This window comes from Nitrospirota bacterium, from assembly GCA_016180645.1.
Lineage (GTDB): Bacteria > JACPQY01 > JACPQY01 > JACPQY01 > JACPQY01 > JACPAV01.
Genome location: JACPAV010000012.1, coordinates 1 through 12,561, shown reverse-complemented (window position 1 = coordinate 12,561; position 12,561 = coordinate 1). Strand labels below are relative to the sequence as shown.

The window sequence follows — 12,561 nt, the reverse complement described above, 5'->3', positions numbered from 1 at the left end:
CCTCCTTACGCGGCAAAGCTTTGGACCGCGGACTGTTCCTGAAGGATCTGCATGGCCTCCAGACCCACCGTGTCCACCGCGCCGTCTTCGATCTGGGTCAGCTTGATGTCCCGATAGAACTTCTCGATCGGGCTTTCTTTTGAGATGCCGTAGGCCCCCAGGACCTGGATCATGTCCGAGATCACCCGGGGGCCATTGTTGCAGGCAAAGCAGCGGGCGGCCACGCCGTGGGTGAGATCGCTGGGAAATCGCGTGGCGTTGAACCAGCTCGCCTGGAGGAGCAGGTTGCGCGCCGCCTCGATGGTGCAGAACGCATCGAACAACTTCAGCGCGATGTTGGGGTGCTCGATGATCGGCCTGCCGCCCTGGATGCGCTCGGATGCGTACGCAAAGGCGATCTCGTACGCCGATCTCATGAGGGCCAGGGCCGTCTTCCCCACGCCCACCTGCCCGAAGCAGAGGAAGCTCTTCACGAAATTGCTCCAATTTCCTTCCCGCGGCCTGATCGCGAGGTACCGCTTGTGAACCTTCACATCCTCGAAGTAGACCTCCGATTGGTTGAGGCAGCGCAGGCCAAGCTTGTCGAGGGGCCGGCCGCGGCTGATGCCGGGAAGATCTCCGGGGATGATGAAAAGCCCGGTTCCGTGGATGCCAAGGTCGGGATCCATGGACACCGTCACGCCCAACATGCTCGCGAGCGTGCCGTTCGAGACGAACGCCGCCTTCGAGCCATTGAGGATGTAGTCATCCCCGACCTTTCTTGCCGTGGTTCGGAATCGGCTGGTCTGCCCGCACTGATAGAGAAGATCCGATCCCATGTGCGGTTCCACCGCCACGAGGGCGCTGAAGTGCATCTGCGCGTCATCGCAGTACGGCTCGGCAAACTCTTTCACCAGCGAGGGTTTACCGCTAAGGAACGCCGTGAACGGAACGAAGTTGGCCACGAACAGGCTCTGGCCCAACCCGGCCGCTCCCCACAAGAGTTCCTCCTGGATCAGGCCGGCCGTCACCTGGTCGAGTCCAAGACCGCCAATGTGCGTGGGAAACGACATCTTGTGGTAGCCGAGGCGGAACGCTTCGCGCATGACGGACCGGAACCGATCGCTCGTGAACACGGCCTGTGGATCGGCGATCTTGTCGAGTTCGACCTCCGCCGGTCGGAGCACGTCACGCGCAAACTCGTGGGCCTGGGCCACGAGCGCCCTCTGTTGATCGGTCAGTTTGAAATCAACCATCTGGACCTCCTTCAGCGTCGCCGGCCTGATGACGCGGGCTGAAGCCCGCGGTTACCGTGAGTGCATTTCCGGGTAGGCGCAGGCTTCATGCCTGCGAGTGGTCCTCGCCAAGGATTCACTCTGTTTGCTACCTCTAGAAAGGATCAAATTTCGAGAAGAGCCACGGGAGAGACGCCACCGGATCGAGAGGCTCCAGGTCCCGGACGGTATTGATGCCGGTGTCGGCATTCACATAGGTGGCGGCGAGAATCTCCCTGGGCTTGAAAAGGCAGATCGGATCAAAGGGCGACTCGTGAAAACCGAATCGAACATTCTCGCAGGCAGCGATCCGGTGAATCCTCCGCACCCCGAGTTGCATTTCCATGAGTCGAGGGGCACAGGCATACGGCAGCTCCGCTCCGAACGGGGCCATGGTCTGCTGCATGTGAAACGAGGGCTGTTCCATGATCCGCCGGATGTTTTCCGGATCGACCTCGCCGTCGACCAAGTCCCCTTCTACCTCGGCCAAAGTAATATCCCGCCGGATCGCCTTCCACGAAAAGCGTTTCCCGTTTTTCTGGTATTCGAATTGACCGCATTTCTTGGCGGTGCCGAACATCTCCCGGCCCAGCATCGCGCCGATGTCCGATTCGATCAGGATCGCCAAGGCGTAAGTCCCCAGCTTGCCCCGGTACGTGGCCATCGCGGAGACGATCAGTTCGAAGTATCCGCGATTGAGCGAATCGTTCCCCTTCCCGCCGTTGAGCGTCAGTTGCTGAACAAAGATCGCCACCAACGGCGCTCTCGGGACCGGTTTGAGCGGAGGCGGCACGCAACTTTCAACGAACTTTCGATCCTCCGGGTTGAAAACGACAATGTAGTACTCGGCGTCGCTGAGTTCCCAACACAGCCGTCGGTGCATTTCCATCGCCTCCCTCGATTCGAGGTGGTAGAGCGGCATGATGGGGTAGCGTGTCGGATTGTCTGCGGGGGTTAAGACAGCGTATCTCATCTTGTGTACCTCCTCCACTTTTGGGGTTGAAACCCCGTTACGGATTGCCCTGCTAGAATCATGATACGTATATTGACTGTCATGTCAGTCAGTGGACATATAAATAATTACAGATGTTTTGTCAAGTACATTAACGTTATGAGAGATGATGGAGGCTTGACTTTGGTACCAGCCGACTGTAGAAATGTATTTGACTGTCAGCATAGTCAGGATATCGGAGGTGACTAGCAGTGGAAGATAGAACGATCGATTTGAGCGATCATGCGAAGAGACGCCCCACCAGAACCGAGCAGTCTGCGGCATCTTCGCAAGCCATCATGCAGGCAGCCCTCAACTGCTTCAACAGGAGCGGCTCGCAGGCCACATCCATTGAAGATATCGCCCGTGAGGCGGGTGTATCGCGGACGCTCGTGCATTATCACTTCAAAACCAAGGACGACCTCTTCCTCCAGGTGCAGCTTCATCTGTTTCAAGCCGTCTCAGAGCGAATCCAGGAGGCAGCCGCGAAGCTGGGGCCATCGCCCACACGCGCAGGATGGGCACTGGACGAAACTTGGAGCCTCATGAAACAGGCCCGACCTTTCTTCCCGATGTTTCTGGATCAGCTGGCGAGATCCCTCACGGACGAACGACTGAAACCCCAATTCCGGCAACAGATCGAAGAACGGCGAAAGATGCTCATGGACGGAATCCGATCCGTACTGACCATGACGGACGAAAAGCTGGACGCGAAAGTCCCCGCCATCGCCGACCTGATCATGGCCGTGCTGACCGGCCTCCCATTGGTTTCCCTCCTCTCGGATGATCTGGACCGCGCCGAGGGGGCCTACCAGGAATTCAAAGCCCTCCTCCTCTCCCTCCCCCTTCGCTCCCCCGACCCCGCCTCGTAGGCCGGCTTGGACGATAACTCAATCTGCAATAATGACCCCGCAGACCAAGGCGGAAAGGCGGGGTGTTTGAAGAAGTTCCACGGTTATCAGGCTACCCGCCACGCACCTTGTGGACCTCTCGTATGAACGTATCGGGCAAGATGATTCGCGTATTTCGGAGTGTTCCAAGCGGAAGAAGGTGCGCCTTGTCGCCTGTCACGAGGTAATCGGCGTGCGCAGCCACCGCGCATTCAAGTATTCGATTGTCGTCAGGGCTCTCCTTCACGACGTCCAGCGTTTCGGTCGGTTCGACCATCTGCGCCCACGCCGAGATGGAGCGCAACCGCTCCGTCAAGAACGGCTCCGATAGCCCGAACTTCTCAATCCACACCCGCCTGAGTTCATCTCTGATGAAGGGCGACCAGAAGGTCTCGAATCTCCGCTGCTTTCCGCCGTCATACACCTTGCGGGGATTGCCGAGTGTAGAGATGTAGGCCGAAACGTAGATATTCGTGTCGAGAACGACGCGCAGTTTAGGAACAGTCCTAGCTTCGAAGGGAGTGGACGAGTTTGTCTACATCGTCAAGGGTCTTGATCCCCATCGAACGAGCCTTGGCGGACGCGAGACGCCGGAACGCGCGCTCCCTCTTGGAGTCATCGAACTCACGTACGAATTTTTTCACGGCTCTCTCGATGAGGGTGTGAATGGGGGCGCCGCTTTCCCTGGCAATGCGCTCGATCTGCCGCCGCACCGACGGATTCATGAGGAGAGCGGCTTCGCGTCGAGATTTCATCTTCTGGAAGATTACCATGCCGGAGAAGCCTCCTCAAGCGCTGATTCAACAACGATTCGATAGGATGCGTGAAATAGAGCCGCCGCGCCGCCGGGACCTGAGCCAAATAGAAGAGGGACTCAATGTGCAAGACTGACCCCTACCTTCCCATAACTCAATCTGCAATAAGACCCCGCAGGCTGCAAGAGACCGCGGCGGCGCGTTTCCCGCGCCAGCGAGCGTTCCCCCCTCTCGGCCTATCAAGTAGAATCCTACCTATCATGCCGGAACAAGTCCTTCGTCAATCGACCGAATCCGTCAGCCCACTGGTCAACTGGCCTCCCAAGCTCTCCCACTGCCTCCCGACCGTCACAATCGGCATCACGGTTCACAACCTCTACGCCAACGGCAAGGACTCGCTCAACCAGAGGCAAGAGAGCCACATCGCCAGCAAGTTCTCGCAGCGAGTAGCGCACGGCCTGATGGCCAAGACGTTTCGTTCGTACGAAGCCGCCGTGACGCTTGTCCGCGAGGGGTTGCCGGAAGACGCGATGGGCGTCGTCCGTTCGATGCTCGAAACGTTGCTGACCGTCGCGTACATCTTCAGCGACGACTCAAAAACCGAAGAACGGGCGGCGCGCTTCCTAGAGTTCGGCGAATGGGAGAACATCCGTTACCAGTTCCACCCCGATTCGCTGAGACACCTCGTGCAATCGGGGCGCATGACCCCCGAAATTAAGGAGAAGTTGGAAAGCAGGCGCTTGGAGATTGAAAAACGGCATGGCTTCAAACGCCATCACTGGCATCCGACGGGTTTCCGTGGTCTGGCAGAGGCAACCAAGTTGGCGACGCTTTACGACTACATTTATTCGTACCTGAGTGCTTACGCGCATCCTACTTCGTCCGCTTTTTCAAGCGTCTTTGATTTCAAACCGGAGCGAGTTGAGGTCCATGACAGTCGGCATTTCAAGGACGCGCACCTGATACTCCAAATGGCGACCCTGTTCTTCATCTCCGTCGCGCGGGCGTGGGACCACCGGTGGGACGTCGGCCTGAAGGAAAAACTGGAAGAGGCCGAAACTCAATTGCGGAACGTCAATCCCCAGTAGACGCCGCGACACGGCCCGGAGACAGGTGGTGCATGATTCACGGCATCATGTTTCGGGGGGCTTCGGGGTCACTTTTGCACATTGAATTGTGAGTAGGATGATTGCGGTGTGGCCTGCGAGTTGACCCACGGCGCAACGATCTATTGTACTCTGACCCCTTCGACGTTCCGGCCGCGCGGGAAATCCGGGGGGTTGGGGTCAAGTCTGGACTTGATACATCTATTTTCTTGCGATGGTGGCTGGCATGGGAGGTGACCATGGCTCGCCGATCTATTGCACGCTGACCCCCTCGACGTTCAGGCCGCGCGCGAGCGCCGCGATGGCCTGACGGCGGTCGTGGGTCCAAAACCGGAGATCTTCGCCAAGCTCACGTTGGAGCCACTGGGCCGTCGCGACGTGAAGGGCGTCCAACGCCCGCACCGGCACCGGAAAGCCGGCGCGCGCGGTTTCGATCACTTCCCGTGCGACCGGCACGAGCCGAACCGCCGTGAGCCGTTCGGACAGTTCCTTGGCCTTGATGGCCGTCTCCGCGTCGGTGAGCTTGCCCGCAAGCCGGGCCCGGTCAAGGGTACGAAAGACTTCGACCTCGGCAATCTCAGACGTGTAAACCTGATCACCCTGGCCCACTCGAGGCGTGGGCCCCGCCTCCCCGAAGACCGCTCGAAGGATCGTGCTGGAGTCGAGGTAAAATCTCACTCAGAATCTTCCCGCACGGAGTCCAGCAGTTCGCCCAGACCGATGCTCCGCCCGAGGGGCCTGGAGCGAAGGTCCGACCACCGGCGGGTGGCGGGCCGGAGCCGCCCCTCCCGCACGAGACGCTCCTCCGAAGACTGCCCGCGCTTCTCGAAGGGCACGATCTCCGCCACCGGCTCGCGTCGGTCGAGAATGATGATGCGCTCGCCGCGTCGTACCTGCCGGAGGATCGCTGACAGCCCCGCCTTGAGCGCCGAAATTGTCACGCTCTTCATCACTAGATTAGTAGACCCCTTTTGTCCTCTCGTCCACGCCACCCCGCAGTCAGGCGGGATACCCCCTTGACAAAATAACTGGGCATGATATTTATTGACTGAATGAACATTTGTTCTGTCAATATACAGGCCTGGGAGCAACGGTAGCCCCTCTTTCTCCCATGGGCCGAAACGCCGAGAAGAACAGGGAGCAAAGGGAGAAGACCCGGACCAGCCTGATCGAGGCCGGGCGCAAGATCATCCTCAAGAAGCGGATCGACAGGATCCAGGTGCGCGACGTCGCCCGCGAGGCGCGCGTGGGCGTCGGCACCTTCTACCTCTATTTCAATGACCTCCAGTCCTTCTTCCTGGAAGGCACGCGACAGGCCGTGGAGGAAATCCGCGGCGAAGTGCGAAAAGCGCGCGGATTGCAGGATGGCTCCGCTGAAAGCGACCCCTTGCAACGAATCCGACGGGCCTTCGAGATCTTCTTCGACGCCGTTGAGAAGAATCGCGAAATGTTCCTGATGCTGATCCTCCGACGGCATGACGCAGGCCCGTACGGCCGGCTCATCCGAAAGGCGTTTTCCGAATTCGTGCAGGACCTGACTGAAGACCTCGAAACCGCGTCCAAGTCCGGGTTCACCGTCCCCCTCTCCCCGCGACTCGTCGCCGAGGCGCTTCTCGGCATGTCGCTACACATCGCCCAGGTGTATGCGGAGCAAAACGGCAATCGTCGCTGGCTGGGAAAGAAGGAGGCCGTGGACACGCTTACGGCCTTGAGCTTGACCGGAATGTTGAAGGAGGGAATATCACGTGGCTGACACTCCAAGAGTTTTCGTCTACGGCGCCACCGGCTACACCGGTCGCCTCACCTGCAATGAACTGAAGCGCCGGGGGATCCCCTTCACAATGGGCGGAAGAAGTCTGGAACGGCTGGAAGCTTTCCGAACCGAATTGCGCGATCCTTCCATCCGCCTCGCCGCGGCGCAACACACGGAAAGGGCCCTGACCCAAGCCTTCAAGGATCACGCCGTTGTCATCAACATCACGGGGCCGTTTTCGCTGCTCGGCGAAACCGTGGTCCGCGCGGCCCTCAACGCCGGCTCCCACTACTTGGACACCACCGGCGAGCAGGACTTCATGCTCCTCGTCAAAGAGCGATACGGGAAGCGCGCGGCCGAAGAAAAGCGAGTCATCGTCAACGCCAATTCGTGGTACTACAGCCTGGGCGAGGCGGCCGCCCATGCGCTGCGCGAACGATATCCCCATCTGGACCGGTACACCGTGCTCTACGCGCCGGAAGGTGATCCCACGGTGGCCTCTTCGAAATCGCTCCTTCGCGTGGCGAGGCGACCGGGCTTCAGTTTCATCGATGGCAAGCTTGATCCCAATCCCCTGAGCAAGATTGAGCCGGTCATGGTCCCCGGCGAGGTTCGCCCCAGGCCGGCCATTGTCATGCCGGGAGGCGAGGCACTCCATTTCGCTTCGGAACCGGGAATCAAAATCGTCCGGACTTACATGGCTTCTGAAATCCTACCTTCGACCCTCCCGTTCATGCGCCTATGGGCCCGAATGTCGAAGGTGTTCGGGCGCGCCCTCGATCCCATCGGCGACAAAATGGTGGAGTGGGTCCGAAAAACTCCCCCGCCGGAGACGTCGGAAAAAACGCGCTACGTGGTGCTGGCCGCGGGTGAAGGCGATCACGATCGCAAGATCAGCGTTCTCCTCGGCAGCCGACCGTATGTCGTCACTGGCCTTCTCGGAGGTTGGGCATCTGAACGGCTCATTTCCGGGCGACACAAACGCACGGGAGTGATCTCCACGGCCCAAGCGTTCGGGGCGGCCGAAACCATCGCGGAACTTAAGACATTGGACGTCACGCACAAGATCCTGGATTAGCCATGCCGACAAACGCCTACGTGTTGGATACCTCGATGATCCGTTTCTTCAAGTATCCGGACCGTTCGGTTCGGGAACTGGCACAGCAGGCCGTTCTGCCGCTCCTCCGGCGCTGGAAATTTCGGGGTCAGGATCTGGACGCCGTCGTTTTCGCCAACTCGGGATGGGAAGCCATTGAGGGACAGGCCTGCATCCGCGGAGAGGTGGCCCTCCGCGGCATCGGCATTGAAGGCATGCCCATCATCAATGTGGAGAACGCCTGCGCTTCCGGCTCCACCGCCCTCCACGTTGCGTATCACCGCATCCTTGCCGGGGCATCGGACCTCGTCCTGGTCATCGGCGCCGAAAAAGTCTCTCATCCGAATCCCCTGCTCCAGATGGTTGGCTTCATCGGCGGGATGGATGTACATGAACTTCCCCGCACTCTCGAAGATACGAAGACGTGGATTCACCGGCAGGGGTTGGACAAAGTTCCTGCCCGCCCGACCCCGCAGCCGAATGGAAATCGAAAACGTAGGCCGTCGACACTCGCGGAAGCCTTGTGGGCCGCGCTCACCATCCGCGTACGATACGGCCCGGAGCTTTTTCGAACCCTCCGCAAAGCCGCAGGCGGTGGGGCGAAGGGAGGGCTCGGCGGTTCCGACCGGTCCCCGTTCATGGACGTCTACGCAGTCGCCGCCCGTCACCACATGAAGAAGCACGGACTCACACAGCGGCAATTGGCCGTGGTGGCCTCCAAGAACCGGCGACACGGCAGTCTGAACCCGCTGGCTCAAATGCGGGTTCCGCTTTCGGTCGATGAGGTGCTGCGCGAAAAAGACATCAGCTACCCTCTGACGCGCCCGATGTGCGCGCCGATCGGCGACGGCGCCGCGGCCGCGCTGTTGTGCAGTGAACGTTTCCTCTCCCGGTCAGGCGGGAACGGGCCCCGCGTACGTGTGAGAAGCTCGGTGCTCGTGAGCGGAACCCATCGCGCGATCGATGAGGGAGAGGACCTCGCTCAGCGTGCCGCCCACAAGGCGTTTCAGGAGGCCGGAATCGGTCCTCAAGACATCAGCCTAGCCGAACTCCACGATGCCACGGCGTACGGCGAGATCCACCACTCTGAAACGCTGGGTCTCTGTCCCCCGGGCGGAGGGGGCGAGCTGGCCGAAAGCGGCGCGACCGCTCTTGGCGGGCGCATTCCTCTCAACACCAGCGGCGGCCTCGAAAGCCGCGGCCACCCCATCGCAGCGACCGGAGTCGCCCAACTCCACGAAGTGTTCGAACAACTCACGGGTCGTGCCGGGAATCGACAAGTACGGAACGCTCGATTCGCCCTCACGGAAAACGGGGGCGGCAATATCGGCTTCGAAGAGGCCGCGCTGACTATTCACATTTACGAGCGGGAGAATTAGATGGACCGAAACGACCGCGCGATGCTGGCCATGATCGCCAGGGGACTCAAGGGCCTCTTGCTGGAGGAACACCGTCAGGGCGATGCTCTGGGTACGCTCCTCAAAACGATTGGCCGGCGTACCCTCTCCTTCCGCACCGAGCGCACATTCGGGCAGGAACTCCACCTGAAGGCCCGGCGTCACCCTCACAAGATCTTCGTCGACTTCGGGCCCGAACGATGGACGTATGCCGAAATGGACGCACGCTCCGGCAAGCTGGCCCGCGCACTCCAGGAGGCCCTGCCGGCGAACGGCTGCGTGGGCATCATGGGAAAGAACAGTCCCGAATGGCTCGATGGATTCTTCGCCACCCAAAAAGCCGGCCTGACCTGCGTCCCCATAAACACGGGGCTGAAGTCGGAGGGTCTGGCCTACGTCCTGGAGAACTCGGGAGTAGACCTCCTGCTGGTGGATTCCGACCTCGTCGAAACCGTGCGCCCGCTCAGATCCAAACTCCCCCGGCTCAAGCACATCATCTGCATCGAACGACAATCGGCGGCGCCTCCGGATACTCTGGGGTACGAACACTTTGTCACCCGTGCGCAGGGCGTCATCGAAGGGGGAATCGAACCGGATCCCAAAGCTGCGTGCCTCCTCATGTATACCTCGGGCACGACCGGGCATCCGAAGGCCGTCGTCTACCGCTACGGAAGCTCCCAGGCGAAGCTCATGCGGCTTCTGGCCCACATGACTCTGAGTCATGATGACGTGTACTTCACCTGCCTCCCGCTTTTCCATGCGAATGCGCTCATGGTGACCACCTTGCTTTCTCTCTATGCCGGCGCCCGGGTGGTCTTCTCGGATCGATTTTCCGCGACCCATTTCTGGAATGAAGTGCGGGCGAGCGGCGCCACGGTTTTCAACTCCATCGGCTCCATGATTTCCATCCTGATGAAACAGCCCCCGACTTCACTCGACCGCACGCACAAAGTGACCCGCATGATCAGCGCCGCCTGCCCGAAAGAACAGTGGGCGCCGTTCCAGGAGAGATTCGGCGTCCAACTGATCGAAACCTACGGCGCCGTGGACGGCGGCGGCATCGCCACATTCAACCTCGGCTATGGTCCACCCGGGTCCGTGGGCAAGCCCATCCCAGGCACCCGATACATGCTCATCGGCGAGGATGGAAACGATGTCGGCATCGGGCGTCCCGGCGAGTTGGCTCACTACCTCGGCTGGAAGATCGACTTGAGCGTCGAGTTCCATCGCAACCCGGAAGCCAGCCGCGAGAAATGCAGAGATGGATGGGTCTATACCGGGGACCTCATGACACGCGACCGGAACGGCTACCTCACCTTTGTGGGGCGGAAAACCGATTCGATGCGCGTCAGGGGTGAGAATGTCTCCGCGTTTGAAATCGAAAGCGCCGCAAACCGACGGCCCGCCGTTCTTGAGAGCGCCGCCTTCGGCGTGGCGTCCGACTTGGGCGAGCAGGACGTCATGCTCGTGGTGGTCCCGGCGCCGGGAGGGACCGTCGATCCAGCGAAGCTCCGCGCCGAACTGGCTCGGGAGATTCCGAAACATGCCCTACCGCGATATATCCGCGTGGTGGAATCGATTCCAAAGACGGGCACTCATCGCGTGATCAAGCAACCGCTTCAGGAAGAAGGCATCACGCCCGATACATGGGACTGGGGAAAGGTGTCGACATCCAAAAGTCACGCTTCCTCCGTGGCGGCCTGATGGAAACTTCACCGGCATCGGATCCCACCATGGAGAAATCCGGACACTTGCCCCCCACGAGGCCGAGATTCGAAGAACTTTATCCCACCCTGGCCTACGTCAAGCAGTACACGCCCGGATCCATTAGACGCTTGGAACGGTATCATGCGAAGATTGCCCAATTCCGGGAAGAAGTGATCGCACCGCGCGCGATCGACATCGAACGTGAGGCGCACAAGACGCCCGGATACCTGCCGCAGGATGTGCTGCGCAGGGCCTGTGATCTCCAGCTCTTTTCAGCGACCGTTCCGGATGCACTCGGCGGGCTCGGGCTTCCCATGATCGGAATCCCCACCATCGCCGAAGAGATCGCGGCCGGATGTGCGGGTGTGGCGAATCTCCTGTTCGTCAACATGCTCGGCGTCGCCGCCATCGGGGCCACGCTCGATCTCAAGATCGTCGCGCGAATCCTGCCGCAAACGATCCAGCGGGAGAGGGAAGGCCGTCCCTATTTCATTGCGACGGCCCTCACTGAGCCGGGCGCCGGTTCCGATATGGAAGACACAAACACGCTCCCCATCGCGAGAACATGCACTCGTGTCAGGCCGGTCCCCACAGGCTACGAAGTGACTGGAACCAAAGTGTTCATTTCCAATGGATCTCTGGCGGATCTCATTGTCCTCCTGACGCCGCCCGAGCCGGGACGCCCCCTCAGCGATATGCAGCTTTTTCTTGTCACCCCCGATCTGCCGGGCTTCAAGGTGGGTCGGGTGGAGAGGAAGATGGGCACGCTCGCCTGCCCGGCCGTCGAACTCGTTTTCGATCGATGCGTGATCCCCCGAAAGAACAAAGTGGATTCACAGGTCGAACCCGCGGACATCATTCGGCTGGTCCTCGGGTTGACCCGGAGCGGTGTCGGCGCTTTCGGCGCGGGAGTCGCGCGCCGCGCCTTCGAACTGGCTCTGAATCACGCGTTCACAACTCGCGTGGCCGGAAGGCCGCTGATCGATCACCAATGGGTTCAGTTCGAACTCACGGCCCTGGCCCGAAACGCGATGACCGCGAGGGCAGCGTTCATGGAAGGATCCATGGCCAACGGTCTTTGGGGTCTCATGAGCGTCATGGGCGCGGCCGATTTTCCTGGGATGTCACTCGTCCCCAAGGTCGTCAAACGCCTGGTTTTCGGAAAGGGAATCTTCGCCATTCCAACCGTTTCCAGGATGATGGCAGACCGTGTCATGGACCCTGGGAGGCAGCGCCAGAGCGACTACGCAACCGGCCTCGGTGATCATGCCAAAATCACCGGGTCGGACCTGGCCGTCGAGAATGCTCGTCGCGCAATTCTCCTCATGGGGCAGGACGGGATCCGCTCGGAGGGGCAGGTCGAAAAGCTTTATCGTGACGCGAAGCTCCTTCAAATCTACGAGGGCACCAACCAGGTCAACGGGATAGATTTCTTTGAGCGGACCGTTTTCGGCTCGGCCCACTCCCCCGCACATCCCGCTCATTCTGGCGTGGAGGTAGCGCGCGAGGCCCTTAGCTCGACTTTTGCCATTTTTCCATGCTGTGTGAACATCACTTCACGAGGGAAGGCCATTTCCACGCCGTGAATGTTGAGACAGGAGCCGTTTTCCGGT

Annotated in this window: 13 protein-coding genes; 7 read left to right on the top strand and 6 right to left on the bottom strand. The window is 60.3% G+C overall.

The features are described 5' to 3' along the window. Window positions 1-5 precede the first annotated feature (5 nt). Entirely contained in the window at window positions 6-1,235 is a 1,230-nt protein-coding gene (locus tag HYT87_08965) for an acyl-CoA/acyl-ACP dehydrogenase (protein MBI2059887.1), read from the bottom strand. 133 nt (window positions 1,236-1,368) lie between these two features. Next, window positions 1,369-2,226 carry an acetoacetate decarboxylase family protein gene (locus HYT87_08960; GenBank protein MBI2059886.1) on the bottom strand — a complete coding sequence of 286 codons (858 nt, stop codon included), beginning with the start codon at window positions 2,224-2,226 and terminating at the stop codon, window positions 1,369-1,371. 230 nt (window positions 2,227-2,456) lie between these two features. Here HYT87_08960 and HYT87_08955 point away from each other — a divergent pair, with 230 nt between their 5' ends. After that, complete coding sequence (locus tag HYT87_08955) at window positions 2,457-3,116, top strand: TetR/AcrR family transcriptional regulator (protein ID MBI2059885.1); 660 nt, start codon at window positions 2,457-2,459, stop codon at window positions 3,114-3,116. 91 nt (window positions 3,117-3,207) lie between these two features. On the opposite strand, the gene HYT87_08950 is transcribed toward HYT87_08955, so the two are convergent. Then, complete coding sequence (locus HYT87_08950; GenBank protein MBI2059884.1) at window positions 3,208-3,627, bottom strand: putative toxin-antitoxin system toxin component, PIN family; 420 nt, start codon at window positions 3,625-3,627, stop codon at window positions 3,208-3,210. 13 nt (window positions 3,628-3,640) lie between these two features. Further along, the gene (locus HYT87_08945) at window positions 3,641-3,907 is read right to left on the bottom strand and encodes a hypothetical protein (GenBank protein ID MBI2059883.1); all 267 of its coding nucleotides are present in this window, start codon (window positions 3,905-3,907) and stop codon (window positions 3,641-3,643) included. 242 nt (window positions 3,908-4,149) lie between these two features. On the opposite strand from HYT87_08945, the gene HYT87_08940 reads away from it, so the two are divergent. Continuing rightward, window positions 4,150-4,977 (top strand): hypothetical protein, encoded by an 828-nt coding sequence (locus HYT87_08940; protein MBI2059882.1) that lies wholly within the window; start codon window positions 4,150-4,152, stop codon window positions 4,975-4,977. A gap of 270 nt (window positions 4,978-5,247) precedes the next feature. Here HYT87_08940 and HYT87_08935 read toward each other — a convergent pair whose 3' ends face one another. Then, on the bottom strand, window positions 5,248-5,673 hold the full coding sequence (locus HYT87_08935; protein MBI2059881.1) for a type II toxin-antitoxin system VapC family toxin: 426 nt from the start codon (window positions 5,671-5,673) through the stop codon (window positions 5,248-5,250). Beyond that, window positions 5,670-5,945 carry a type II toxin-antitoxin system Phd/YefM family antitoxin gene (locus tag HYT87_08930; protein ID MBI2059880.1) on the bottom strand — a complete coding sequence of 92 codons (276 nt, stop codon included), beginning with the start codon at window positions 5,943-5,945 and terminating at the stop codon, window positions 5,670-5,672. Before HYT87_08930 ends, HYT87_08935 begins: the two co-directional genes overlap by 4 nt. Before the next feature lie 161 nt (window positions 5,946-6,106). Between HYT87_08930 and HYT87_08925 the strand changes: the two genes are divergently transcribed. Genes HYT87_08925 through HYT87_08905 form a run of 5 tightly spaced genes read left to right on the top strand, consistent with a single transcriptional unit; the run spans window position 6,107 to window position 12,534 of the window. Beyond that, window positions 6,107-6,748: a TetR/AcrR family transcriptional regulator gene (locus tag HYT87_08925; protein MBI2059879.1), complete on the top strand. Its 642-nt coding sequence runs from the start codon at window positions 6,107-6,109 to the stop codon at window positions 6,746-6,748. Then, window positions 6,741-7,826, top strand: coding sequence for a saccharopine dehydrogenase NADP-binding domain-containing protein (locus tag HYT87_08920; GenBank protein ID MBI2059878.1), 1,086 nt, complete (start codon window positions 6,741-6,743; stop codon window positions 7,824-7,826). Before HYT87_08925 ends, HYT87_08920 begins: the two co-directional genes overlap by 8 nt. Window positions 7,827-7,828: 2 nt before the next feature. Then, on the top strand, window positions 7,829-9,223 hold the full coding sequence (locus HYT87_08915) for a thiolase family protein (GenBank protein ID MBI2059877.1): 1,395 nt from the start codon (window positions 7,829-7,831) through the stop codon (window positions 9,221-9,223). Further along, window positions 9,224-10,945, top strand: a complete 1,722-nt coding sequence (locus tag HYT87_08910) for an AMP-binding protein (protein MBI2059876.1) — start codon at window positions 9,224-9,226, stop codon at window positions 10,943-10,945. A 29-nt stretch (window positions 10,946-10,974) separates the two neighbouring features. Beyond that, the gene (locus tag HYT87_08905) at window positions 10,975-12,534 is read left to right on the top strand and encodes an acyl-CoA/acyl-ACP dehydrogenase (GenBank protein MBI2059875.1); all 1,560 of its coding nucleotides are present in this window, start codon (window positions 10,975-10,977) and stop codon (window positions 12,532-12,534) included. The last annotated feature ends 27 nt before the right edge of the window (window positions 12,535-12,561 follow it).